The following is a 24940-nucleotide window of genomic DNA, read 5'->3' as shown; positions in this document are numbered from 1 at the left end:
GCGGCATTCTCTCCCGACGGACGCCTCCGGGAGCGGGCGGGCTCGCCGGTCGGCGCGAGGAGATAGATTCCCTCCGTGACCTCGGCAACGGACCCTCAGGCCTCGCCCGGGCACTGGGAGGCCGACGTGCTGCTGCGCGACGGCGGCTCGGGCCACCTGCGCCCGATCCGGCGCGGCGACGCCGAGGCGCTCGTCGAGTTCTACGAGGGCGCGTCGTCGCGCTCGAAGTACTACCGCTTCTTCTCCGCGATGCCGCAGCTCACCGAGCGCGAGATCGAGCGCACCGTCGGGGTCGACAACCACCGCCGGGTCGGCCTGGTGCTGATGCTGGCCGAGAAGATCATCGCGCTGGGCCAGTTCGAGCGGCTGCCTGGCCCGGGCGGTCCCGACGACCTCGGCACCGAGGCGGAGGTCGCGTTCCTCGTCCAGGACGCCCACCAGCACCGCGGCATCGGCCAGCTGCTGCTCGAGCACCTCGCCCAGATCGGCCGTGAGCTGGGCGTCAAGCGGTTCGTGGCCGAGATCCTGCCGGAGAACACCGGCATGCAGCAGGTCTTCCGCGACGCCGGCTACAGCGTCGGTGGCGGCTTCGCCGACGGCGTCGTCGAGCTGCAGTTCTCCATCGACCCGACCGTGACCTCGCAGGAGGTGATGTCGGCCCGCGAGCACCGCGCCGAGACCGCCTCGATCCACCGCTTCTTCGACGCCCGCAGCGTTGCCGTCGTCGGCGCCAGCCGCCGCACCACCACCGTCGGGCAGCGGCTGGTCCGCAACCTCGTCATGGGCGACTTCCAGGGCCGGGTGTACGTCGTGAACCCGGCGGCCGACGCGGTGGCCGGCATGCCGGCCTACGACCGGGTCAGCGACATCCCCGACGACGTGGACATCGCCGTGGTCGCCGTGCCGGCCGACGCCGTGGCCGACGTGGTGCTCGACTGCGCCCACAAGGGCGTCCACGGGCTCGTCGTGGTCTCCGCCGGCTTCGCCGAGACCGGCGACGAGGGTCGGCGGCTGCAGCGCCAGCTGGTCCGGATGTGCCGCACCTACGGGCTGCGCCTCATCGGCCCCAACGCCCTGGGGATCATCAACACCGCCGCCGACCACGCGCTCAACGCGTCCCTGTCGCCGGTCATGCCGCCGCGCGGGCGGGCCGGGTTCTTCTGCCAGTCCGGCGCGCTCGGCCTCGCCATCCTCGAGAACGTCGCCCGCCGCGGTCTCGGGCTCTCGACCTTCGTGTCCGCCGGCAACCGCGCCGACGTCTCCGGCAACGACCTGCTGCAGTACTGGGAGGACGACGAGACCACCGGGGTCGTGCTGCTCTACCTGGAGTCGATCGGCAACCCGCGCAAGTTCAGCCGGATCGCGCGCCGCGTCTCGCGGCGCAAGCCGGTCATCGCGGTGAAGTCCGGCCGCGCCACCCAGGGCGTCCCGATGGGCCACTCGGTGCGGGCCAGCGAGTCGGGGCAGGCCGCGGTCGACGCGATGTTCCGCCAGGCCGGCGTCATCCAGGTCGACACCCTCGACGAGATGTTCGACGTCGCCCAGCTGCTCGCGCACCAGCCGCTGCCGCGCGGCAACCGGGTCGCGATCGTCAGCAACTCCGACGCCCTGGCCCTCATGGCCTCCGACGCCGCGGTCGCCGCCGGCCTGGAGACCCGCCCCGCGCCCGGCCTGGGCGCCGAGGCCAGCGGCGAGGACTTCGAGACCGCGCTGGACACCGCCCTCGACGACCCCGACGTCGACGCGGTGCTGGCGGTGTTCATCCCGCCGGTCAACACCAGCGGGGCCGAGGTCGCCGACGTGCTCGCCGTGGTGGGGGAGCAGTCGGACAAGCCGGTGCTCTCGACGTTCCTGGCCGCCGAGGGCGTGCCCGAGCTGCTGCGGGTGCCCGACGCCGCCGGCAGCACCGCCGGCCGCGGCTCGGTGCCCAGCTACCAGTCGCCCGACTCCGCGATGCGGGCGCTGGGCCGCGCGGTCGAGTACGCCGCCTGGCTGGACCGCCCCAACGACGCCGACGCAGTCGGGGAGGAGCCCGACCGGGCGCGCGCCCGCGCGGTCGTCACCGGCGCCCTCGTCGGGCAGCCGGAGGGCCGGCCCCTCAGCGACGACGAGCTCGGCGAGCTGCTGGCGGCGTACGGCGTGAAGCTCTGGGAGCGGATCCCGGTCACCACCGAGGAGGAGGCCGTCGCCGCGGGGGAGCGGCTCGGCTGGGACGTGGTGCTCAAGGCGACCGCCGACCACGTCCGCCACCGCGCCGACATGACGCACGTGTGGCGCAACATCGACGACGAGGAGGAGATGCGCGACGCCTGGGAGACCACCATGGAGCGCCTCGTCGAGACCCGGGAGGAGCCCGGCTTCGTGGTGCAGCGGGTCGCCCCCGTCGGCGTCCCCGTCTCCGTGCGCGGCGTCGAGGACCCGCTCTTCGGCCCCGTGGTGTCGTACGGCGTCTCCGGCCCGGCGACCGAGCTGCTCGGCGACCGCGCCTACCGGATCCCGCCGATGACCGCCCTCGACGCCACCGAGATGGCCCGCGACATCAAGGCCGCGCCGCTGCTGCTGGGCTACCGCGGCAGCGAGCCGGTCGACATCGCGGCCGTCGAGCGGCTGCTGCTGACCGTCGCGCAGCTCAAGAACGACTTCGCCGAGGTCCGCGAGCTCGACCTGTCGCTGGTCATCGTCGGCAGCGTCGGCGTCACCGTGCTGACCGCCTCGGCCCGGGTCGAGCCCGCCGTGGACGCCCGCTCGGACTGGTTCGCCCGGCGCATGGCCTCGCTCGCCGAGACCATGCCCGACTGAGGGCCTGACCGACCGGCCCCTCCGTGCGCCCGTGACACACTGACCGGCATGCGCGACGTGATCGACCGCTCCTCCGACCTCCGCTCGGCCATCGAGGCCTCGGGCTACTACCCCGACGTGGTCGCCGACGGCGTCTTCGCCGCGGTGGCCGGTGAGCCCGTCGAGGCCCACCTGGTCCACCACGAGCCCACGCTCGACGAGCGCGACGAGGTCGTGCGCCACGTGACCGTGCTGGTGCTCACCCCGAGCCGGCTCATCGTCGCCCACACCGACGAGCACGCCGCCGACGAGGTGCTGCCGGCGCCGTACACCTCCACGAGCACCGAGGCCGTCGCCCTGAGCGCGATCGTCACGGTCGCGGTGACGCGCATGGTCGCCAACCCCGCGTCGTACGCCGGCAAGCGCGTGCCCGCCCCCGGCGCCAACGAGGTGGTGCTGTCCCTCGGGTGGAACGGCGTCAGCCGCATCGACCTGGAGCCCGCCGGCTGCGGTGACCCCGAGTGCGACGCCGACCACGGCTACACCGGCATGGTCGGCCCCGGCGACTTCTCCATCCGGGTCTCGGCCGCGGCCGAGGGCCCCGACGCGGTGGCCCAGCTGCTGACCTTCGCCGGGGCGCTCTCGGCCCGCACCGGTCGGTGAGCGTCGCCCCTGCGGCCACGGGGTTCGTCGAGCCGGCGTACGGCGTCCGCTCGCTCGGCGACGTGCTGCCTGCCGTCGCCCACGCCCTCGGGGCCGGCCACGCCTTCGTCGACGACCGGCCCACCGACCTCGTCCTGCCGGAGGCACCGGCGTACGTCGTGCTGCTCGTCGACGGGCTCGGTCACGAGCTGCTCCGCGAGCACCCCGAGGACGCCCCCTTCCTCCACGAGCTGCTGCTCGCCTCGACGCCGGCGACCGCCGGGGTGCCGTCGACGACCGCGACCAGCCTGACCAGCCTCGGCACGGCGCTGACGCCCGGTCACCACGGCGTGCTCGGCTACACCACCCGGGTGCCGGGCACCGACCGTCTGCTCAACGCCCTGCAGTGGTCGAAGTCCGTCGACCCGGTGGAGTGGCAGCCGCACACCACCGCCTTCGCCCGGTTGGCCGCCGCCGGGGTCGACGCCCGGGCGGTGAACAAGCGCGAGTTCGCCGACTCCGGCCTCACGCGGGCCAGCACCCGCGGCGCGGAGTACGTCGGCGCCGACCGGGTCGGGGAGCGGCTCGTCGCCGCGGTCGAGGGCAGCGCCGGGTCCGGCCCGTCGCTGACCTACCTCTACGACCCCGACCTCGACTGGACCGGCCACCGCTACGGCGTCGACTCCGCGCAGTGGCGGGCCGAGCTGGAGGCGATCGACACCAGCACCCTGCAGCTGCGCGAGATGCTCGACCCCGCGACGCGTCTCGTCGTGGTCGCCGACCACGGCATGGTCGACCCGCCGGAGGAGCACCGCCTCGAGGTCGACGACGTCCCCGGCCTGCGGGACGGGGTGGCGCTTCTCGGCGGCGAGGCCCGCTTCCGCCACCTCTACTGCCGCGGCGGCGCCGTGGACGACGTCGCCGCCACCTGGCGATCCGTGCTCGGTGAGCGGGCCGAGGTGCTCACCCGAGACGAGGCCTTCGCCCGCGGCTGGTTCGGGCGCGAGACCGCGCTGGCGCGTCCCCGGGTCGGTGACGTCGTCGTCGCCTGCACCGGCGACCACGCGATCCTGTCGCGCGCCGACTTCCCGGTCGAGCCCCGCCTGGTCGGCATGCACGGGTCGCTGACCGCCGCCGAGATGCTGGTGCCGGTCCTCGTCGGCTGACCGGCTGACTGGCTGACGGGCTCGCGGTCCGGGAGGGCGGCCGCAGGGTGGGTCAGGCCAGGGCGCGCGCGATGCCGCGGACGTTCTCGGAGACCAGAGCAGGGTCGCCGCCCTCGGCACCGGTGGTCGCGAGCATGGCGCACAGCCCGGCGGCGACCAGGCGGGCCCGGACCTCGGTGGGCCGGTCTGGAGCCGTCCCGCCGCCGTCGACGTAGCCCGTGAGGAAGGCTTCCCGCGCCGCACCGGTCAAGGCCGCGTAGGCGAACGAGAGGTCGAGGGCCGGGTCGGCCAGGCAGGCGTCGCCCCAGTCGATGACCCCGGCCGCCGCCCATCCGCCGGGCGCGGCGGCTGTGTCGGCTGTGTCGGCTGTGCCGCGCCCGCCGCTTCTCAGGGCGACGAGGACGTGGCGCAGGTGCAGGTCGCCGTGGCAGAGGACCGTCCGCTCGGTCGGAGGGAGTGCGTCGGCCTCGGTGGCGAGCGCCTCGAAGCCGTCGGGTGCGGCACCGACCAGCCCCTGCCCGACGGCCCGCGCGACCGCCTCGCGCGCCCACGGCACCCGGACGGCCATGTCGGCGCGCCGGTTGGGGTCGTGGGGGAGCCCGGGGGGCGGTGTCTGGGCGTGCAGCACGGCGAGGAACCCGCCCACCTGCGCGCCGAGGTCGACCCGGTCCTCGTCGGCGATCCCGGCGTGCGCGAGCTCAACCCCGGGCACCACCGGGGCGGCCCAGGACGGCCAGGGGAAGTCGGCCGCCGGCCCGACGACGTACGCCGGCTCCGGGACGGGGAGCGGCAGCCGGCCCGCCAGTGCGCGCAGCACCGTCAGCTCCCGCTCCAGCAGCGGCAGGGCGGCGGCGCGCCGGGGGAGCCGGAGCGTCCACCGCTCGTCGACGAGCCACACCGTGTTGTCCCAGCCGACGCCCAGCAGCCGCAGGTCCTCACCCGCGATCTCCGGGTAGGCCTCCAGGACCCGCGCCGCCCGGTCGCGGTCCACCTCCTGCTCCGCCACCGGCATCCTCAGCGGCGGGGCGGGATGCGGAGCGCCCGTCATCCGAAGGGCAGCGGCTCGGAGACCAGGGAGACCGCGCGAGCGCGGGCCGCGGTCATCCGGCGGCGGTGGTGCTGGCGGCAGAGCACCTCGTAGGCCACGACGGGCTCCGCGGCCGCGGCGTCGAGGGGCACCGGCTCCTCCTCCACGTCGCCCACGACCACGACGTCGCCCTCGGTGACCATCACGCCGTTCTCGGTGCGCGCGTTGTGGGTGGCGCGGCGCCCGCACCAGCACAGCGCCTCGACCTGCAGCACCTCGGTGCGGTCGGCCAGCTCCACGAGCCGGGCCGAGCCGGGGAAGAGCGAGGTGCGGAAGTCGGTGAGGATGCCGAAGCAGAAGACGTCGATCTGCAGCTCGTCGGTGATCTTGGCGAGGTCGTCGACCTGGGTCGGGGTGTAGAACTGCGCCTCGTCGCACACCAGGTAGTCGATCCGGCCGCCCTGGGTGAGCCGGTCGACGACGAAGCGCCAGAAGCTGAAGTCGTCGGTCACCTCGAGGGCGTCGTGCGTCAGCCCCAGCCGCGAGGACACCACGGCCTCGCCGGCCCGGTCGTGGGAGGTGAAGATCAGCCCGACCCGGCCCCGCGAGGCGTGGTTGTGGTTCGTCTGCAGCGCGAGGGTCGACTTGCCGGCGTCCATCGTCCCGGTCCAGAAGGTCAGCTCCGCCACGGTCAGGCATCCTGCCACGAGTCCGGCCGGGTGGCTGCCGGCCCCTATCCTCGGCGGCATGCCGACCCCCTCCTCGCCGCCCCGCCCCCTCGTGTCCGTCGCGGAGCTCGCCGACCTCCTCGCCGGCGGCGCGCGCGTCACGCTCCTCGACGTCCGGTGGCAGCTCGGGCGCACCGACGGCGCCGAGCAGCACGCCGCCGGTCACGTCCCGGGCGCGGCGTACGTCTCCCTCGACGAGGCGCTCGCCGGCCCGCCCGGGGACGGCGGGCGCCACCCGCTGCCCGACCCCGCGGTCCTCGGTACGGCGCTGCGGGCGGCCGGGGTGCGCGGCGACCGCCCGGTCGTGGTCTACGACGCCGTCGGGGGCGTCGCGGCGGCCCGGGCGTGGTGGCTGCTCGCCGACGCCGGCCACCCGGACGTGCGGCTGCTCGACGGCGGCTGGCCGGCCTGGCGGGAGGCGGGACTGCCCACCGAGAGCGGGCCCGTGTGCCCCGAGGCCGGCGACTTCGTGCCCGTTCCGGGCCGGCGCCCGGTGGTCGACGCCGATACCGCCGCCCGGGTCGCGCGCGACGGCGCGCTCCTCGACGCCCGCGCTCCGGAGCGGTTCCGCGGCGAGGTCGAGCCGGTCGACCCGGTGGCCGGCCACGTCCCCGGGGCGCTGAACGTCCCGACCTCGCTGAACCTCGACCCCGGCACCGGCCGCTTCGCCGACCTCGACCGCCTCGCCGAGGTGTACGCCGCGGCCGTGGCCGCCGACCGCGAGGGCCGACCGGTGGCGGCGTACTGCGGCTCGGGGGTCACCGCCGCCCACGACCTGCTCGCGCTCGAGCTGCTCGGGGTCCGCGCCGCCCTCTACCCCGGCTCGTGGAGCGCGTGGATCCGTGACCCGGGGCGACCGGTGGAGACCGGCGCCCCGGGCACGGGGGACTGACAGGACGGCGCGGGCCGATCGGGCTCAGCAGGTCCCGTGGGCGTCGATGCCGTGCAGGGCAGGCACGCAGACCTTGCGGGCGCCGGGGCGGCCCTTGAGGATCACCGTGCGGTAGGAGGCGTTGTTGGCACGGTTGGTCTCGAAGAGCGTGCGCTCGGGGTTCGCCTCGACGGCCACGAGGTAGGTGCCGTTCGGGACCCCGGTGATGTCGAAGGCCTGGCCGCCCTTGCCCTGGTAGTAGGTGTCACCCCAGCCGACCGGCAGCGTCTCGCGGATCCACAGCGCGTCGCGCTCGCCGCAGGCGGAGTCCAGCCCGGTGGCGTAGGGCCGCATCTCGGCGTTGGCGAGGGACAGGTCGACCGGGTCCGTGGGCACGATGCAGAACGACTGCTTGCTGCTGACCACGACCCGCTGCTTGTCCTGGGTCAGCAGGCGGTAGCGCGCGAACTGCTGGAGGTGCCAGTGGAAGTGGCCGTCCCGGGTGTCGTACTCCATGGTCCCGACGGGGGCGCGGCCCACCGGCTCGTCGCCGTCGTAGAAGTACTGCCAGGCGTCCATGACCTCCTCGTCCTGGCGGCGGAAGCCCTCGATGTCGAGCAGCGAGTTGCCGCCGATCCACACGTTCGCCCCGAAGGACAGCCAGTCCTTGCCGCCCTGGCGGCTGGTCTCCATGCCGAAGGCCGGCAGGCTCCGCAGGTCCGGCAGGTACGCCGCGTCGGGCTGGGTCACGATCGGGGCCGAGGCACGGGCCTGCACCGGAGCGGGCTCGTCCGAGGTCCGGTTCGCCGCACGCGCGTGCTCGCCGTACGGGCCGTCGACCAGGCGGTAGCGGACCGTGGCGGTGGCGTCCGCGGGGGCGATGCCGAGCGCCGAGCGGTAGGCCTCGGTGACCCGGATCGTGGCGGTGTAGCGCCCGGCCGGGACGTTGAGGACCAGGCCCTCGCCCACGCCGTTGGCCCAGCCGTCGTCGATGCCCCACCGGGTGCCGTAGGTGAACGGCATGCCCCCGCAGCCCTCGGGGAAGGTCGCGGTGTCCGGGCCGGCGGGGTCCAGCCGCTGCTGCTGCCCGGCGTTGGGGCAGTAGCGCTGGGACGCGCGCTTCACGACCTGGCCGGCGCCGTTGGTGACCGTGAGGTCGAAGAACCCGGGGAGCCCGCGCCAGCCGTCGATCGGCAGGTCGGGCCGCGCGACCTGGGTGGTCGAGCCGTCGGCGTGGTGCACGAGCTGGGTGGCCGTGATCGCGGTGGCGAAGTTCGGTCGGCGGACCCTCAGGTCGAAGGCGCCCTCACCGGTCGGGGTCGCCCACACCGGCACCGGCAGCCAGGCCCGGCGCCCGGCGGGCCGGGTGTACTCGATGACCCGGTCGTTGCTGCTGAAGAGCCGGATCGACGGTGTCGGGGTCTCGGCCGCTGCCTCGGCCACGGCCGACGAGGTCGTGAGCAGCGCGGCCGGGCTGGCCAGCAGCCCGATGCTGAGCGCGGCCCCGAGCAGCCGCGACGGACGGGTGTGACCTGGCAGGGCGCCCATGGCGTCCCCCTCCCCTGTGATGACGGACGTGTCACCACTATGACGCCGTACGACGCGGAAAGGTTGCGCCGATGGTCCCGCGTCTCCTACCAGTGCACGCCCTTGGTGAGGCGGGCCAGGATCTGCTGCTGCTGGCTCGTCGGCTGCGGCTCGCTCGGCTTGCCGCCGCTCTTGGCCGCGGTCGAGTCCGGGAAGACCCGGTAGGCCAGGTGCAACACCTTGAAGGCGGTGCGGGGCACGAGCGTGTGGGCCAGCGCGCCGACCGTGCCGAGGGTGGTGTTGATCTCGTGGGGCTGGTCCACCAGGGCGCGCACCACCATGTCGGCGGCCTGGGCCGGACTGATCGTGGGGAACTTGTCGTAGATCTTGGTGGGGGCGATCATCGGCGTCTTGACCAGCGGCATGTGGATGTTGGTGAAGCTGATGCCGTCGCCGACCACCTCGGAGCTGACCACGTTGCTCCACGCGTCGAGGGCCGCCTTGGAGGCGACGTAGGCGCTGAACCGCGGCGGGTTGGTCTGCACGCCGATCGAGCTGATGTTGACGATGTGGCCGCTGCGCTGCGCGCGCATCGCCGGCAGCAGCCCCATGACCAGGCGGATCGCGCCGAAGTAGTTGAGCTGCATGGTGCGCTCGAAGTCGTGGAAGCGGTCGTGGCTGAGCTTGACCGAGCGGCGGATCGAGCGGCCGGCGTTGTTGACCAGGTAATCGACCGAGTCCAGCTCCTCGGTCAGCCGGCGGGCGAGGTCGTCGATGGCCTCGAGGTCGGACAGGTCGCACGGGAAGACGTGCGCGGTGCCGCCGCGGTGCTCGATGGCGGCCTTCGCCCCCTCGAGCTTCTCCTTGCCGCGGGCGACCAGCACCGGGATGCCACCGGCCTGGGCGACCTTGAAGGCCGTCACCATGCCGATGCCGGAGGAGGCCCCGGTGATGACCACCGTCTTGCCGCGCAGCGCCTCGACGGTCTTCTTGTCGTTGGCCAGGGAGTCGTCGAGCTGCTCCTCCCAGAAGTTCCAGATCGCCGGGGCGTAGGACTCCAGGTCCGGCACCGACAGCCCGGACCCGGCGAGTGCCTGCTCGGTGATGGAGCTGCCGTAGACGGTCGGGAAGCCGGCGTGCTCGACCACCTCGGAGGGCAGGCCGAGCCGGCCCACGGTCTCGCGCAGGGCCAGCTTGCCCGGCGGGGTCCGCAGCGCGCCCTTGAACAGCGTGCCCGGACGCACCGCGCGCGGCAGCAGACCGGTGGGCACCAGCCCGGTGACGTCGCGGTCGATCGGGGTCGCGAACTGCGGCGCCTTGGCCGCGTCGGCGAACAGGTTGATGACGTCGACGGTGCGCTGGGGCTCGGGGTTGACCAGGTGGAAGGCCTCGCCGTCGCGCTCCTCGAGGTGCATGAGGTGGTCCATGGCCGAGGCGACGTAGTCGACCGGCACCACGTTGGTGTCGCCGAGGTCGACGCCCACCAGCGGCGTCCAGGTCGGCAGGAAGTCGCGCAGCAGCTTGAGGATCGGGAAGAAGTAGTAGGGCCCGTCGACCTTGTCCATCGCCCCGGTCTCGGAGTGGCCGATCACCATCGAGGGACGGTAGATCCGCCACGGCACGGCTGACTCCTCGCGCACGATGCGCTCGGACTCGAACTTCGTCCGGTGGTACGGCGACGGCAGCCGCTGCCCGACGTCGAACATCGTCTCGTCCCAGAAGCCCTGGTAGTCGCCCGAGGCCGCGATGGAGGAGACCTGGTGGAACACCCCCGCGTCGAGGTCGGCCGCCAGCTCGATGGCGTTGCGGGTGCCGCCGACGTTGAGGGTCTCGTTCTGCTCGTCGCTGGCGGTCATGTCGTAGATCGCCGCCAGGTGCACGAAGTGGTCGATCGAGCCGCGGTTCTCCTCGACCCACGCCGGATCGACGCCGAGGGCCGCCTCGGAGAGGTCGCCGGTGACCATGGTGACGCGGTCACCGTGGCCCCACTGCTGGACCAGCCGCTCCATGCGGGGGCGTGAGGGCCCGCGCACGAGCACGAACACCTGCCCCTCGCGGTTGTCGAGCAGCTCCTGCACGAGGTAGCGGCCGATGAATCCCGTGGCGCCGGTCACGAAGTACGACATGGCGGTCAGCCTAGGACCTCAGGCTGCCGAGCGAGGCAGGACCGAGGACCGGGCGAAGATCAGTCGTTCGACGAGCCGAACATGATCTCGTCCCAGCTCGGGATCGCCGCGCGACCCTTCGCCGACTTGCCCTTGGCGGGCTTCTTGGTCGGCTTCGCCGGGCGCGCGCTCGCACCCGGTTCGTCGGCGGGGACGTCCTCGGTGCCCTCGGGCGTCGTGGAGCCGTCGTCCGCCGGCACCTCGAACAGGCCCTCGGCCTCCGGCGGAGGCTCGGGAGCAGTCTCGACCGCGGGTGCGGCAGGGGGTGCGGCAGCGGGTGCGGCAGCACGGGCCGGGCGCTCGCTGGCCTGGGTGGCCATCCAGTCGGCGTCGGCCATCGGTCGAGCCGGTCGGGCGGGCCGCGGCCCTCGGCCGGGATGGCCGGGTCGGCCGGCACGGGCCGCGTCGGCGGACTCGGTCAGGTCGACGGTGATCTCGTCGGGCTCGGAGGCCCGGGCTGCCGGAGCGACGGGCTCAGCGGGCTCAGCGGGCTCAGCGGGCCCAGCGGGCCCAGCGGGCCCAGCGGGCCCAGCGGGCCCAGCGGGCTCGGCGGGTGCGGCGTCGGCCCGGTCGACGAGCGCGTCGACGGGGTGCGGCACCGGTCGCAGGGACGTGACGCGCTGACCGGTCGGCCCGGACGCGGCTGCAGGGTGGTCCTGCGAGGGCTCGAGGTCGGCGGGCGGAGCCGGACGGCGGCCGGTGACCAGCTCGATGGCGTCGTCGCCGAGGTGCATCTGGGCGGGCCCCGGGCCGGCCGGGTTGGCGGTCACGCGCTCGCCCACGAGCCAGCGGGCCTGCTCGTCGGTGGCGGTGACGTAGCGGCCGGCGGTGTCGTAGACGAACTCGGCGCGCTCGGCGCCGGACGGGGCGTCGTACTCCGCGACCAGGGTCCAGCGGCCGTCCTCACGGCGCCAGGCGTCCCACTCCACGTCGTCGGCGTCGAGGTGCTCACCGGAGAGCCGCTCGGCGACCGCGGCCCCGAGCTGGCCGGGCGCACCGTCGCCGGTGCGTCGGCGTACCGAGGCCTTGAGCGCCTGCTGGGCCACGAACGCCCGCTCGGCCAGGACCGGGGAGGCGAACGTCATGATCCTCTCGATCGAGGTCTGTGCAGCCGCGGCCACGGTCTCCGGGCTCTCGCCGGAACGGATCCGGGCCTGGATGTCGCGCGGGCGGAGGACGCTGTCCATCTCTCACATCTCCAACACAGCAGAATCGGTCGCCGAGCCCCCACCGTACTTCAGGCCGACACCGGCCCCGGGGCCGACACACGCGGGCCCGGGGGCGGGGACAACCGCTGCGCCGACCACCCCACCAGCACCCCGAGCGCGGCGATCCCCACCGGCACCCAGTACGACGCCGACGCCCCGTGGGCGTCCACCACGACGCCGACCAGCGCCGCGCCGGGGGCGATGCCGGCCACGAGCCCGGTCGTGACCGCCGCGATGCCCTCGTTGAGCCGGTCCGTCGGCACCAGCGACTCGGTCCACGAGATCGCCGCGATCAGCGTGGGGGAGATCGCGAAGCCGCACAGCAGGAGGAAGAACCCGAGCATCAGCAGGCTGTCCACGAACGGCAGCGGCAGCACGAGCGCGACGAGGGCGAGGCTGCCCGCCCGATAGCGCTGGGCCGGGCTGCGCCGGAAGGTCATCGCACCCACGACCAGGCCGGCGAGCAGGCTGCCGAGCGCCCAGACCGCGAGCAGGACTCCGGCCAGCGCCTTGCGGCCCTGCTCCTCCGTGAAGGCCACGGTCGCGATCTCGCAGGCACCGAGCAGGGCGCCCAGGGAGAGGGCACTCACCGCCAGCGGGGCGACGGCGCGCCAGGGCATCGGGGACCGGTGGACGCTCTCGGCCCGCGTCAACGGCGGCTCGGTCCTGCGCTGCGCCACCAGCAGGGCGGTCCCGACGGATGCGAACACCGCCGCGGTGGCCAGTCCGGCCCACGGGTGCCAGGCCGCCGACAGCAGCGCGACGAGGGTCGGACCGACGATGAAGACGATCTCGTCGTTGACGGCCTCCAGCGCGAAGGCCGTGTCGAGCACCCGCCGGTCGGCGGCCACGAACGACCACCGGGCCCGCACCGCGGCGCCGATGTTGGGCATCGTCACCCCCGACAGCGCCGCCAGCAGGTGGGGCACCGGGGCGGCGGCGTCGGCCTCGACGGCGACCACGACGAGAACCAGCGCGACCACGGACAGCGCCACGGTCGGCGCCAGGACGCGACGCTGCCCCCGCCGGTCGACGAGGCGGGCGAGCGGAATGCCTCCGACCGCGTTGGCGACCACGTAGGCCGCGGAGACCCCGGCAGCCACGCCGTACGAGCCGGTCCGGTCGGAGACCAGGATGACGATGCCGAGGGCGGTCATCGAGATCGGCATGCGGGCCAGGGCACCGCTCGCGCTGAAGCGCAGTGCGCCGGGGGTCGCGAGGGCGCGACGGTAGGTCGAGAGCATTGCCGGCACGAGAGACCATGGTAGGTCTCCCTAGGATGAGCCCCATGCCCGATCCCTCGCCGTACGACGCGCTGCTGCTGGTCTCCTTCGGCGGCCCCGAGAAGCCCGAGGACGTGGTGCCCTTCCTGGAGAACGTCACCCGCGGCCGCGGCATCCCGCGGGAGCGGCTGGAGGAGGTGGGCGAGCACTACTACCGCTTCGGCGGACGCAGCCCGCTCAACGACCTGAACCGCGAGTTCCTCGCCGCCGTCCGGGAGGACTTCGCCGGGGCCGGCCTCGACCTGCCCGTCTACTGGGGCAACCGCAACTGGGACCCCTACCTCACCGAGACCCTGGCGCAGATGCGCGCCGACGGCGTCCAGCGGGCAGCCTGCCTGCTGACGAGCGCCTACTCCAGCTACTCCGGCTGCCGGCAGTACCGCGAGAACCTCGCCGACGCCGTCGCCGCGCTCCCCGACACCCGTCCTGACACGGGGGGCGCGGGACCGCAGCTGGACCGGCTGCGGCACTACTTCAACCACCCCGGCTTCGTCGAGACCATGGTCGACGCCACCCTCAACGCGCTGTCCAACCTGGCGGCCGCCGACCGCAACGAGGCCCACCTCCTGTTCGTCACCCACTCCATCCCGACCTCGATGAACGACGCCAGCGGCCGCTCCGAGCAGCCCGGCGCCGGCCTCGGGGGCGCCGCCTACGTCCAGCAGCACCAGAGCGTGGTCGACCTCGTCGTGGAGCGGCTCCGCAGCGCCAGCGGCCACCGCTACCCGGCCGAGCTGACCTACTGCTCCCGCTCCGGTCCGCCGAGTGTCCCGTGGCTCGAGCCCGACGTCGGCGACCGCATCCACGAGCTGGCCGCCGAGGGCGTCAAGGCCGTGGTCGTCGTGCCGATCGGCTTCGTCGCCGACCACATGGAGGTCATCTACGACCTCGACGTGGAGGCCGCCGAGGCGGCCGAGGAGGCCGGCGTCGCGTTCGTCCGGGCCGCCACCGCGGGCGTCGACCCCCGCTTCGTCACGATGGTGCGCCGCCTCGTCCTCGAGCGGGCGGCCGTCGAGCGGGGGGAGGAGCCCGAGCGCCCCGCGCTCGGCACCCTGGGTCCCTCCTGGGACACCTGCCCGCCGGGCTGCTGCGCCAACGCCCGCCAGCCCGGACGGCCGGCACTGTGCGGCTCCGACGCCGGAGCGACCCGGTGAACGCCCGGCCCGACCTCACCGACCCGGCCCTGCTGGCCGAGCTGCGTCGCGTGGCCGAGACCGTCGCCCGCGAGGCCGGCGCGCTCGTGCGCGAGCACGCCGCCCAGCCGGTCAGCGTCGCGGACCGCAAGACCAGCCGCACCGACGTGGTGACCGCGGCGGACCACGCTGCGGAGGAGCTGCTCGGACGACGTCTGCGCGAGCTGCGGCCCGACGACGGGTTCCTCGGCGAGGAGGGTGGCCAGCGCGCGTCGGCCACCGGCATCACCTGGGTCGTCGACCCCATCGACGGCACCGTCAACTTCCTCTACGGCATCCCGCAGTACGCCGTGTGCGTGGCCGCGGTCGACGACGACGAGGTCTCCCTGGCCGGCGCCGTGCTCGACGTGACCCGCGACCAGCTCTACGCGGCGGCCCGGGGGCAGGGCGCCACCCTGGACGGCGTCCCGCTCGCGGTCCGGGAGGTCGCCCCGATGAACGAGCGCCTCGTGGTCACCGGCTTCCAGTACCAGCAGCGCATCCGCGAGCTCCAGGGCGACGCCGTGCGGCAGCTGCTGAGCCGGGTCCGCGACGTCCGCCGGCAGGGCTCGGCCGCCCTCGACCTGTGCACCGTCGCCGCCGGCCGGGCCGACGCCTACATCGAGGAGGGGCTGCACCTGTGGGACCGCGCCGCCGCCTCGCTGGTGGCCGAGGAGGCCGGCGCCCGTGTGAGCCTGCACACGGGGGTCGGGGGCATGGAGGCGGTGCTCTGCACGCCTGCCGACGGCCACGACGACACCCTGGCGGTGATCACCGAGTGCGGCTTCCTGGCGCCGGTGGACGACCGCCGCCCTGAGGGTGGTCCGGAGGGCTTGCCCGATGCTCTAGGGTGACACCGCGCCACCCACCAGGGCCTGCACCCGGGCCTCGCGCAGCCCCCAGGAACCACCCACGTTCGAGAACCCGGTGACCCGGGTCAGGAGACACCGTCATGGCAACCGACTACGACGCCCCCCGCAAGACCGACGACGAGTCGAGCGAGGAGAGCATCGAGGAGCTCAAGGCACGCCGGCACGACAAGAACTCGGGCAAGGTCGACGAGGACGAGACGGAGGCCGCCGAGGCCTTCGAGCTGCCCGGCGCCGACCTGTCCCACGAGGAGCTGGCCGTCGAGGTCCGCCCGCGCCAGGAGGACGAGTTCACCTGCATGAGCTGCTTCCTGGTGCACCACCGCAGCCAGCTCGCGGACGAGAAGAAGATGATCTGCAAGGACTGCGCCTGATCCACGCACGCGAGCCCGGGTCCGTGACGGACCCGGGCTCCACGCTTCTCGGGGCCCGTCAGCGCTGGGGCAGGGCCGAGCGCTCCGCGCGGAGCTCGCGACGCTCACGCGCCGCCAGCTTGCGCGCCAGGAAGGTGCGGGCGACGCTCACCACGACGCCGCTGATGACGGCGAACAGGATGGCCTCGCGCAGCTCGACGTCGGGATCGGTCGGGTCGGTCGGGGGCGTCTTGCCCTTGGACCCCGCCTTCCAGACGCTGTCGGCGACCTTCTTCGCCGCCGCGGTCGCGCCGAGGGTCATGACCAGTGCTGCCGCGTTCTGACTCTTGCCGGACATCGAGTTCCTTTCAGTCGCCCGAGGGCTGAGGGGTGGGGGCCGCGGTACGTCGCGGTCGTGACGGGGGAACGGCGACGAGTCTGCCACTCCGTCCCGTCCTGTGACCCTGCCCCGGGTGCGCTGGTACGAACCGCGCCCCACCGGACCGGCCAGGGGTCAGGCCGTGCCGTTGAGGCAGGCGGCCAGGGTGCCGGGGTGGCGCGTCGCGACCACCCAGTACGGCGTCGGGTCGGCCGGGTCCTCGACCCGCACCCGCACCGCGCGGCCGACGTAGGGACGGAGCAGCAGGTAGGCCCGGGCGTCGGCGTCGACCCCCACCACCCGGCGGGTGGCCTCCTCGTCCAGCGGCTCGGCGCCGCCCAGCAGGTGCGCGGGGATCGAGGCCCGCCCGGCGCGGAAGACACCGTCGAGGAGGCTGACCTCCGCGCGCCCCCACGACAGGAAGAACAGGGCGTTCAGCGCGGTCAGCGCCGCGACCAGGGCGACCGCCGCCAGCGGCGGCATCGCGATGAGGAAGGCGAGCAGGAGGGTGGCCCAGAACATCACCGCGAGGGCCCACCACCGCAGCGGCACCGACAGCCGCTCGACGTACGCCTCCTCCATGGGTCGAAGTCTGTCACCCTGCTCGGCAGGCCTAGGGTGTGACCCATGTCGACGCCCCAGGGACCCCCGGACGGTGCCGGCGTCGCCGTGCCCGTCCCGGTGCGCCGCCTCGACCCGGACGTGCCGCTGCCGACGTACGCGCACCCCGGCGACGCCGGCGCCGACCTGACCACCACCATCGACGTCCGCCTCGCCCCCGGCGAGCGCGCCCTGGTGCCCACAGGCCTGGCGCTGGCGCTGCCGGACGGGTACGTCGGGCTGGTGCACCCCCGCTCGGGGCTGGCGATCCGGTCGGGGTTGTCGATCGTCAACGCCCCCGGCACCGTGGACGCCGGCTACCGCGGCGAGATCAAGGTCGCCCTGGTCAACCTCGACCACCACGAGGCCATCGAGCTGCGCCGCGGGGACCGCATCGCCCAGTTGGTCGTCCAGCGCGTCGACCGGGCCCGCTTCGTCGAGACCGACCAGCTGCCCGGCTCCGCGCGCGGCGAGGGCGGACACGGCTCGACCGGCGGCTTCACCGCCACCCCTGCAAGCACCCCCGCACCTGTTCCTGCACCCACCCCTGCGTCCGGCACCGACCCCACCGCTGGACCGATCGCGCGAGGAGACCGATGAGACGGCGCCGCAAGAACGAGGTGACCCCGGAGGGGGCCCTGGACCCGACGACCGGAGAGGGTGCCGCACCGGTGGACCCCACCGCGGCGCCGGACCACCGGGCCCACGGACCGTGGGACTCCTCGGAGCGCTCGGTCGAGGGCGACACCGACCGCATCGACCTCGGCGGGCTGCTCGTCAAGGGCGACCCGTCCCTGGAGGTGCGCCTGCAGGTCGACGAGGCCTCGCAGCAGGTCATCGCCGTCATGCTCGTGGCCCAGGACGGCGCGATGGAGTTGCGCCCCTTCGCCGCCCCGCGCAACGAGGACATGTGGGCCGACCTGCGCCCCCGCCTCGCGGCCGACGCCGCCCGCCGGGGCGGCACCGCCACCGAGGTCGAGGGACCGTTCGGCCCGGCGCTCCAGCTCGTTCTGAGCACCACCGACGAGCAGGGGGCGGGCGTGACCCAGCGGTCGGCGGTGTGGGGCGTCGCGGGACCCCGGTGGCTGCTGCGGGTGACGGCATTCGGTCGGCCGGCCCAGCGCTTCGACGAGGACGGCTCCCTGGAGCGTGCGCTGCGCGAGGTCGTCGTGGTCCGCGGGACGGGCCCGATGCCCCCCGGGGACGCCCTGCCGCTGCGGCTGCCGCCGACCGCGCGCCGCGCGCCCGACCAGGGTGCTGACCAAGCCTCGGACCGTGACCCAGGGCCCTCCCCGTCCTGACACGGGGTCAGTAAAGTGGACAGCATGAGCCAGCGATCGGGCACCCCACGTGCGAGCCTGCGCAGCACCCTGAACCGGTGGGCCAGCCCCACGTCGAAGGACGCCAAGGAGCTGCGGACCACGACGGTCAAGGCCGGCTGCTGCCCGATCTCCGACGCCACCGACCGCGACCGCGTGATGCTCCAGGGCACGCTGCGCACGGTCACGCTCCGTCCCCGGGGCGGCGTCCCCGCCCTCGAGGCCGAGATGTACGACGGCAGCGGCACCATCACGCTGGTGTGGCTGGGCCGCCGACGCATCACGGGCGTCGAGCCGGGACGCTCGATCAAGGTGATCGGCCGGCTCGGGTTGCAGGACCGCAAGCGCGTCATGTTCAACCCGCGCTACGAGCTCCGCGCCTGATGACGGACTCCTCGACCACGCCGACCGGGGCGACGACGCACGATCCCGGCACCGGCCCGGGGGAGACGGCCGCGGGGGAGCACCACGTCGACGTCGGCACCGTCGAGGCGGTCGTGCGTCAGCAGCTGTCCCGGGCGCTCGGCGGACGGCGCGGCATGCTCGAGGCCGCCGCGCCCACCATCACCTTCACGCTGACCTTCGTCACCACCAAGGACCTCCGCCTCGCCATCGGGCTGAGCGTGACCATCGCGCTGGCGCTGCTCGTGGTGCGCCTCGTGCAGCGCAGCAGCGTGCAGTTCGTGCTCAACGCGCTCGTCGGCATCGGCGTCGGATGCCTCTTCGTGTGGCTCGGCGGGCGCAACGGCGGGGACGCCTCCCAGCAGGCCCTGGCCTACTTCGTGCCCGGCATCATCTACAACGCCGTCTACGCCGGACTCATGGTGCTGAGCATCCTCACGCGCACGCCCGCGGTCGGCCTGATGGTCGGCGCGGTCTCCGAGGACCCCCTCGCCTGGCGCAAGGACAAGCAGATCGTGCGTCTGTGCAGCACCCTGACCTGGGTGCTGGTGATGCCGTGCGTCATCCGCGTCGCCGTGCAGCTGCCGATCTACCTCGGGGGCCGGGCCGCCGACGACGCCGACCCCTACGTGACCGCGCTGGGCCTGGCCAAGGTGGTCATGGGCTGGCCGCTGCAGCTCTCCGCGCTGGCACTGATGGCGTGGCTGCTCACCCGTGACCGGACGCCGGTCACGGACCCAGGCACCAGCCCGGCCCGCCCCGCGACCTGAGGGGTCAGCGGCTGGTCTCGTGGTCGGGGTTGAGCAGGTGCTCGATCTCCGACTCGGACTCCGGCGAGGCGACGAAGAGCAGCTCGTCGCCGTCCTCGATCGGCTGCTCCGAGGTCGGGGTGTAGACCTGGCCGTCGCGCAGGATGGTCACCAGGGCGCAGTTCTCCGGCCAGGGGATCAGGCCGCACGGCTTCCCGACGTACGGCGAGCCCGGGGGCAGCGTCATCTCGACGAGGTTGGCGTTGCCCTGGCGGAAGGTGAAGAGCCGGACCACGTCGCCGATCGTCACCGCCTCCTCGACCAGGGCGGACATGATGCGCGGCGTCGAGACGTTGACGTCGACGCCCCAGGCCTCGGTGAACAGCCACTCGTTGGAGGGGTGGTTGACCCGGCCGACGGTGCGGGGGACGGCGAACTCGGTCTTCGCGAGCAGCGAGGTGACGAGGTTGGCCTTGTCGTCGCCGGTGGCGGCGATCACGACGTCGCAGGTCTCGAGCCGGGCCTCCTCGAGCGACGACAGCTCGCAGGAGTCAGCCAGCAGCCACTCGGCGTCGGCGACCCGGTCGGGGCTGATGGCGCGCGGCTCCTTGTCGATGAGCAGCACCTGGTGACCGTTCTCGATGAGCTCCCGGGCGATGGAGCGCCCGACGGCACCCGCCCCGGCGATGGCGACGCGCATCAGTCTGCCTCCGGTCCCTGCTCGAACACGTCGAAGACGTGCTGGGCGTTCTCCTCGCGCATGACCAGGTGGAGCAGGTCGCCCTCCTGCATCACGCTCTCGCGGGTCGGGAGGATGCCCTCGCCGAGCCGGTCGATCCAGGCGATGCGGGAGCCGCTCTGCTCCTGGAACTGCACGGTGCGGTGGCCCGTCCACCGCTCGTTGACCATGATCGCGTCGAGCCGGATCGTGCCGCTGGGGTCGCGGAAGTCGGGCTCGGCGCCGACCGGCAGCAGCCGTCGGAGCACCTGGTCGGCGGTCCACTTCACGGTGGCCACCGTGGTGATGCCGAGCCGCTGGTAGACCTCGGCGCGGCCCGGGTCGTAGATGCGGGCCACGACGCGCTGGATGCCGAAGGTCTCGCGGGCCACGCGGGCGGCGATGATGTTGGAGTTGTCGCCGCTGGAGACCGCGGCGAAGGCATCGGCCCGGTCGATGCCGGCCTCGGTGAGGACCTCGCGGTCGAATCCGACCCCCATCACCTTGCGACCTCCGAACCCGGGACCCAGGCGGCGGAACGAGTCGGCGTTGCTGTCGATGACCGAGACCGTGTGGTCGCGCTCCTCGAGACTGCGGGCAAGCGTGCTGCCGACGCGGCCGCATCCCATGATCACCACATGCACGCGCCGAACGCTACACCGGTGGAAGGCCCCGGAAGGCCGGTCCCGTGCGTGCCATGCCCTAGCCTTGCCTGTCGTGGGTTTAGGTGACGTCTCCAAGCGCATCGTCTTGGGCCAGAAGCTCAGGTCGTCCCAGCTCGGGGAGACGCTGCTCCCCAAGCGCATCGCCCTCCCGGTCTTCGCCAGCGACGCGCTCTCGTCGGTCGCCTACGCCCCCGACGAGGTCTTCCTCATGCTGGGACTCGCCGGCTCGGGGATCGCCTTCACGTGGTCGTGGCAGATCGCCATCGGGGTGGCCGTCGTCATGCTGGCCGTCATCGCGTCGTACCGGCAGAACGTGCACGCCTACCCCAGCGGCGGCGGCGACTACGAGGTGGCCTCGGTCAACCTCGGGCAGACCGCCGGCGTCACCGTGGCCAGCGCGCTGCTGGTCGACTACGTCCTGACCGTCGCGGTCTCGATCTCGGCCGGCATCGACAACGCGGCCGCCGCGATCCCGTTCGTCAACGGCCACGAGGCGTTCTACGCCGTCCTGCTGGTCGCGCTGCTGGCCACGCTCAACCTCCGCGGGGTCAAGGAGTCGGGCAGCTGGTTCGCGATCCCGACGTACGGCTTCATGATCGCGGTCTTCGGCATGGCGGCCTGGGGCGCGGTGCGCATCGCGATCGGCGACACCCCCGAGGTGGAGTCGGCGGACCTGCGCCTGATCGAGGCCGAGGGCTACGAGGGCACGATCACCACCTTCGCCCTGGTGTTCCTGCTGGCGCGGGCCTTCTCCTCCGGGTGCGCGGCGCTGACCGGGGTCGAGGCGATCTCCAACGGGGTGCCGGCCTTCCAGAAGCCCAAGAGCCGCAACGCCGCCACCACGCTGCTGCTGCTGGGCGTGCTGTCGATCACGATGATCATGAGCATCATCAACCTGGCCCGCGAGACGGGCCTGAAGTACGTCGACCCGCGCGAGCTCGACCGGCTCCGCCTGCCCGACGGCTCGCCGCTGCCCGAGTCCTACGAGCAGCACACGGTGATCTCCCAGCTCGCCCGCGGCATCTTCGACGGCTTCGACCCGGCCTTCTACTTCGTCGTCGCGATGACCGGCGTCATCCTGGTGCTGGCAGCCAACACCGCCTTCAACGGCTTCCCGGTGCTCGGCTCGATCCTCGCCAAGGACGGCTTCCTGCCGCGCCAGCTGGGCTCGCGTGGCGACCGCCTCGCCTACAGCAACGGCATCCTGATCCTGGCCGGCATGGCCTGCGTGCTCATCGTGGCCTTCGACGCCCAGGTGACGCGCCTGATCCAGCTCTACATCGTCGGCGTCTTCGTCTCCTTCAACCTCAGCCAGCTCGGCATGATCCGGCACTGGACGCGGCACCTGAAGACCGAGTCCGACCCGGCCGAGCGTCGCCGGATGATGCGCTCGCGGCTCATCAACGCCTTCGGGCTGACCATGACCGCCGTCGTGCTCGTCATCGTGCTGGTCACCAAGTTCCTCGAGGGTGCCTGGATCGCGATCCTGGCCATGGGCACCTTCTTCATGATCATGAAGAGCATCCGCCGCCACTACGACAACGTGGGCGAGGAGCTGGAGATCGAGGACACCGACCAGCTGCTGCCGACCCGGGTGCACGCGATCGTGCTGGTGTCCAAGCTGCACAAGCCCACGATGCGCGCGCTGGCCTACGCCAAGGCCAGCCGCCCCAACGTGCTCGAGGGCGTGATGGTGGCCACCGAGCCGGCCGAGCGCGACAAGATCATCGACGAGTGGGACGCCCGGGGCATCGACATCCCGCTCAAGATCCTCGACTCGCCCTACCGCGAGGTGATCCGCCCGATCGTGCAGTACACCCGCGCTATCAAGGACGCCCAGCCGCGCGGCGTCGTCGCCGTCTTCATCCCGGAGTACGTCGTCGGCCGGTGGTGGGAGCAGCTGCTGCACAACCAGACCGCCCTGCGCCTCAAGGGCCGGCTGCTGTTCACCCCCGGCGTGATGGTCACCTCGGTGCCCTACCAGCTGCGGTCCTCCCACATCGGCGAGGAGCGCGTGATGCGCCAGGACGAGCAGGCCAAGTCGAGCCGGGGCTTCGCCGGCTACGCCGAGCCCAAGGAGGAGCTCGATTGAGCCGCGACCAGGGCCGGGGCGGGCGGGCCGGCCGCGCGCGCGGCCGCCACACGCGACCCAAGGCTCCCCGGGGGCGCTCCCTGGTCGGTGAGCGCTTCACCGTCGAGGTCGACCGCTTCGGCCACGGCGGCTTCGGCGTGGCCCGGCTCGGCGACGACGCGGGCGAGCTCGCCGGCACGGTCGTCTTCGTGCGCCACAGCCTGCCCGGCGAGCGCGTGGTGGTGGCGCTGACCGAGGGCGAGGTCGGCTCCCGCTTCCTGCGCGGCGACGCCGTCGAGGTCCTCACCGCCTCACCCGACCGGGTGACCCCGCCGTGCCCGCTGGCCGGGCCCGGGCCGGACCGCTGCGGCGGCTGCGACCTCCAGCACGTCGACCTGGCCGCCCAGCGGCGGCTCAAGGGCGAGGTCGTCGCCGAGCAGCTGCGCCGCATCGCCCACCTCGAGCGGGAGGTGGTCGTCGAGGCCCTGCCTTCCGACCTGCCCTCCGACGTCGCGGGCGAGGGAGCGGGTCTGCACTGGCGCACCCGGATGCGCTACCACCGTCTCCCCGACGGGCGCCTCGGTCTGCGCGCCAGCCGCTCGGACCGGGTCGTACCGGTCCCCGACTGTCCCGTCGAGGCACCCGAGGCCGTCGTCGTGGTCGAGGGGGAGCAGCCCGAGCGCGCCGAGGTGACCGAGATGGTCCGCGGTCACTCCTTCGACGTCGCCACCGACGGGTTCTGGCAGGTCCACCGCGACGCCCCGGAGGCGCTGCTGACGGCCGTGACGTCGTACGCCGCGGTGCGGCCGGGCGAGCGCGTGCTCGACCTGTACGCCGGGGTGGGGCTGTTCACGGTGTTCCTGGCCGACGCGGCGGGACCGCAGGGCCGTGTCGACGGTGTCGAGGGCGACGCCCGGGCGGTGGCGCACGGTCGCGAGAACGTGGCGGCGTACCCGTGGGCGCACCTGCACGCCGGGTCCGTGGCGCAGGTGCTGGCCGGCCCCGAGGTGTCCGGGCGGTGCGACGTGGTCGTGCTCGACCCGCCGCGCGAGGGCGCCAAGCGGGCGGTCGTCGAGCAGGTCGTGGGCCGCACGCCGCGCGCCGTGGTGCTCGTGGGCTGCGACCCGGCGGCGTTCGCCCGCGACGTGTCGCTGTTCGCCGAGAGCGGCTACGAGCTCGAGCAGGTGCGGGCCTTCGACCTGTTCCCGATGACGCACCACGTGGAGACCGTCGGCCTGCTCGTCCCCGGCGCCTGAGCCTGGTTTGGTCCGCCCCGGCGGCGGACAGCCTCGCAGCATGAGCGACGCGAAGACCTGGTTCATCACCGGCTGCTCCCGGGGGTTCGGCCGCGAGTGGGCCGCCGCCGCCCTCGAGCGCGGGGACCGGGTGGCCGCGACCGCCCGCGACGTCACGGCGCTCGACGACCTCGTCGAGCGCTTCGGCGAGGCGGTGCTGGCGGTGGAGCTCGACGTGACCGACCGGGTCGCCTGCCACGCCGCCGTGGTGGCCGCCCACGAGCGGCTGGGCCGCCTCGACGTCGTGGTCAACAACGCCGGCTACGGCCACTTCGGCTTCGTCGAGGAGCTGACCGAGGGCGAGGTCCGCGACCAGATGGAGACCAACTTCTTCGGCGCGCTGTGGGTCACCCAGGCGGCGCTGCCGCTCCTGCGCGAGCAGGGCTCCGGCCACCTCGTCCAGGTCTCGTCGATCGGTGGCATCTCCGCCTTCGCCGGCATCGGCGCCTACCACGCCTCGAAGTGGGCGCTCGAGGGGCTGAGCCAGTCCCTGGCGGCCGAGGTGGGCCCGCTGGGCATCCACGTGACGCTCGTCGAGCCGGGCGGGTTCGCCACCGACTGGGCCGGACTGTCGGCGCGCCGCAGCGAGCCGGTGCCGGCGTACGACGGGGTCCGCGACCAGGTCGAGGTCGACCGCAAGGCCCGCGCCACCAGCGGTCCGGGCGACCCGACCGCCTCGGCGCAGGCGATCCTCGCGGTCGTCGACGCCGACGAGCCGCCGCTGCGCGTGTTCTTCGGCGCCTCGCCGCTGTCGATCGCGAAGGCCGACTACGAGCGGCGACTGGCGACGTGGGAGGAGTGGCAGCCCGTCGCCGAGCTCGCCCAGGGGTGAGCGACGCGGCCGGAGACGCTGGAAAAACGTCTCGACGTCAGGTATCTTGACGTCAAGATAAATACGAAAGCCCGGACCGGTCGCCGCGACCGGCCACGAGCGGCAAGATGGACCACCGAGC

Annotated in this window: 24 protein-coding genes; 14 read left to right on the top strand and 10 right to left on the bottom strand. The window is 73.6% G+C overall.

Annotated elements, in window-relative coordinates; translation table 11 throughout:
• Positions 1–75: 75 nt before the first annotated feature.
• From G7072_RS10835 to G7072_RS10825, 3 genes are read left to right on the top strand one after another with little or no spacing between them, the layout of a single operon-like run.
• On the top strand, positions 76–2799 hold the full coding sequence (locus tag G7072_RS10835) for a GNAT family N-acetyltransferase (protein ID WP_166086240.1): 2724 nt from the start codon (positions 76–78) through the stop codon (positions 2797–2799).
• A gap of 48 nt (positions 2800–2847) precedes the next feature.
• A complete protein-coding gene (locus G7072_RS10830) occupies positions 2848–3441 on the top strand; it encodes a DUF5998 family protein (protein WP_166086238.1) in 594 nt (197 codons plus the stop codon).
• Positions 3438–4586 carry a nucleotide pyrophosphatase/phosphodiesterase family protein gene (locus tag G7072_RS10825; RefSeq protein ID WP_166086236.1) on the top strand — a complete coding sequence of 383 codons (1149 nt, stop codon included), beginning with the start codon at positions 3438–3440 and terminating at the stop codon, positions 4584–4586. Before G7072_RS10830 ends, G7072_RS10825 begins: the two co-directional genes overlap by 4 nt.
• 52 nt (positions 4587–4638) lie before the next feature.
• Here G7072_RS10825 and G7072_RS10820 read toward each other — a convergent pair whose 3' ends face one another.
• On the bottom strand, positions 4639–5592 hold the full coding sequence (locus G7072_RS10820) for a phosphotransferase (protein ID WP_206063083.1): 954 nt from the start codon (positions 5590–5592) through the stop codon (positions 4639–4641).
• Between the two features lie 38 nt (positions 5593–5630).
• Positions 5631–6308: a thymidine kinase gene (locus G7072_RS10815; protein WP_240917279.1), complete on the bottom strand. Its 678-nt coding sequence runs from the start codon at positions 6306–6308 to the stop codon at positions 5631–5633.
• Positions 6309–6360: 52 nt separating this feature from the next.
• Here G7072_RS10815 and G7072_RS10810 point away from each other — a divergent pair, with 52 nt between their 5' ends.
• Positions 6361–7233, top strand: a complete 873-nt coding sequence (locus G7072_RS10810; protein ID WP_166086232.1) for a sulfurtransferase — start codon at positions 6361–6363, stop codon at positions 7231–7233.
• Between the two features lie 24 nt (positions 7234–7257).
• Here G7072_RS10810 and G7072_RS10805 read toward each other — a convergent pair whose 3' ends face one another.
• The 4 genes from G7072_RS10805 to G7072_RS10790 form a co-directional block, all read right to left on the bottom strand.
• Positions 7258–8760 (bottom strand): lysyl oxidase family protein, encoded by a 1503-nt coding sequence (locus G7072_RS10805; protein WP_166086230.1) that lies wholly within the window; start codon positions 8758–8760, stop codon positions 7258–7260.
• Positions 8761–8846: 86 nt separating this feature from the next.
• Positions 8847–10865: an SDR family oxidoreductase gene (locus tag G7072_RS10800; RefSeq protein ID WP_166086228.1), complete on the bottom strand. Its 2019-nt coding sequence runs from the start codon at positions 10863–10865 to the stop codon at positions 8847–8849.
• 59 nt (positions 10866–10924) lie between these two features.
• Positions 10925–12091, bottom strand: a complete 1167-nt coding sequence (gene sepH / locus G7072_RS10795; RefSeq protein WP_166086226.1) for a septation protein SepH — start codon at positions 12089–12091, stop codon at positions 10925–10927.
• A gap of 50 nt (positions 12092–12141) precedes the next feature.
• Positions 12142–13356, bottom strand: coding sequence for an MFS transporter (locus tag G7072_RS10790; RefSeq protein WP_240917278.1), 1215 nt, complete (start codon positions 13354–13356; stop codon positions 12142–12144).
• 44 nt (positions 13357–13400) lie between these two features.
• On the opposite strand from G7072_RS10790, the gene G7072_RS10785 reads away from it, so the two are divergent.
• From G7072_RS10785 to G7072_RS10775, 3 genes are all read left to right on the top strand, one after another.
• A complete protein-coding gene (locus tag G7072_RS10785; RefSeq protein WP_206063082.1) occupies positions 13401–14549 on the top strand; it encodes a ferrochelatase in 1149 nt (382 codons plus the stop codon).
• Positions 14546–15421: an inositol monophosphatase family protein gene (locus G7072_RS10780; protein WP_166086220.1), complete on the top strand. Its 876-nt coding sequence runs from the start codon at positions 14546–14548 to the stop codon at positions 15419–15421. Before G7072_RS10785 ends, G7072_RS10780 begins: the two co-directional genes overlap by 4 nt.
• A 98-nt stretch (positions 15422–15519) precedes the next feature.
• Positions 15520–15810, top strand: coding sequence for a DUF4193 domain-containing protein (locus G7072_RS10775; RefSeq protein ID WP_166086217.1), 291 nt, complete (start codon positions 15520–15522; stop codon positions 15808–15810).
• A gap of 58 nt (positions 15811–15868) precedes the next feature.
• Here the strand turns inward: G7072_RS10775 and G7072_RS10770 are convergent, their stop codons facing one another.
• Together G7072_RS10770 and G7072_RS10765 are read right to left on the bottom strand one after the other, a co-directional pair.
• Entirely contained in the window at positions 15869–16147 is a 279-nt protein-coding gene (locus G7072_RS10770; protein WP_166086215.1) for a DUF4235 domain-containing protein, read from the bottom strand.
• 156 nt (positions 16148–16303) lie between these two features.
• Entirely contained in the window at positions 16304–16750 is a 447-nt protein-coding gene (locus tag G7072_RS10765) for a DUF3093 domain-containing protein (RefSeq protein WP_166086212.1), read from the bottom strand.
• A gap of 45 nt (positions 16751–16795) precedes the next feature.
• Here G7072_RS10765 and dut point away from each other — a divergent pair, with 45 nt between their 5' ends.
• Genes dut through G7072_RS10745 form a run of 4 tightly spaced genes read left to right on the top strand, consistent with a single transcriptional unit; the run spans position 16796 to position 19259 of the window.
• A complete protein-coding gene (gene dut / locus G7072_RS10760; RefSeq protein WP_166086210.1) occupies positions 16796–17368 on the top strand; it encodes a dUTP diphosphatase in 573 nt (190 codons plus the stop codon).
• Complete coding sequence (locus tag G7072_RS10755; protein WP_166086208.1) at positions 17365–18069, top strand: DUF3710 domain-containing protein; 705 nt, start codon at positions 17365–17367, stop codon at positions 18067–18069. Before dut ends, G7072_RS10755 begins: the two co-directional genes overlap by 4 nt.
• A gap of 24 nt (positions 18070–18093) precedes the next feature.
• Entirely contained in the window at positions 18094–18471 is a 378-nt protein-coding gene (locus G7072_RS10750) for an OB-fold nucleic acid binding domain-containing protein (protein WP_166086206.1), read from the top strand.
• Positions 18471–19259 carry a DUF3159 domain-containing protein gene (locus tag G7072_RS10745; protein ID WP_166086204.1) on the top strand — a complete coding sequence of 263 codons (789 nt, stop codon included), beginning with the start codon at positions 18471–18473 and terminating at the stop codon, positions 19257–19259. Before G7072_RS10750 ends, G7072_RS10745 begins: the two co-directional genes overlap by 1 nt.
• A 4-nt stretch (positions 19260–19263) precedes the next feature.
• Here the strand turns inward: G7072_RS10745 and G7072_RS10740 are convergent, their stop codons facing one another.
• Both G7072_RS10740 and G7072_RS10735 read right to left on the bottom strand, forming a co-directional pair.
• Positions 19264–19938 carry a TrkA family potassium uptake protein gene (locus G7072_RS10740; RefSeq protein ID WP_166086202.1) on the bottom strand — a complete coding sequence of 225 codons (675 nt, stop codon included), beginning with the start codon at positions 19936–19938 and terminating at the stop codon, positions 19264–19266.
• A complete protein-coding gene (locus tag G7072_RS10735) occupies positions 19938–20600 on the bottom strand; it encodes a TrkA family potassium uptake protein (protein WP_166086200.1) in 663 nt (220 codons plus the stop codon). The genes G7072_RS10740 and G7072_RS10735 overlap by 1 nt, the downstream gene beginning before the upstream one ends.
• Positions 20601–20673: 73 nt before the next feature.
• Here G7072_RS10735 and G7072_RS10730 point away from each other — a divergent pair, with 73 nt between their 5' ends.
• Genes G7072_RS10730 through G7072_RS10720 form a run of 3 tightly spaced genes read left to right on the top strand, consistent with a single transcriptional unit; the run spans position 20674 to position 24819 of the window.
• Positions 20674–22713 carry an APC family permease gene (locus tag G7072_RS10730; RefSeq protein ID WP_240916878.1) on the top strand — a complete coding sequence of 680 codons (2040 nt, stop codon included), beginning with the start codon at positions 20674–20676 and terminating at the stop codon, positions 22711–22713.
• Positions 22710–23948, top strand: coding sequence for a TRAM domain-containing protein (locus G7072_RS10725; RefSeq protein ID WP_166086198.1), 1239 nt, complete (start codon positions 22710–22712; stop codon positions 23946–23948). Before G7072_RS10730 ends, G7072_RS10725 begins: the two co-directional genes overlap by 4 nt.
• Before the next feature lie 40 nt (positions 23949–23988).
• Complete coding sequence (locus G7072_RS10720) at positions 23989–24819, top strand: SDR family oxidoreductase (protein ID WP_166086196.1); 831 nt, start codon at positions 23989–23991, stop codon at positions 24817–24819.
• Positions 24820–24940 lie beyond the last annotated feature (121 nt).

The sequence above is a fragment of the Nocardioides sp. HDW12B genome, assembly GCF_011299595.1.
In the GTDB taxonomy this organism is placed as follows: domain Bacteria; phylum Actinomycetota; class Actinomycetes; order Propionibacteriales; family Nocardioidaceae; genus Marmoricola_A.
The sequence above is the reverse complement of the archived record's forward strand: the minus strand, read 5'-3'. Positions and strand labels throughout refer to the sequence as shown.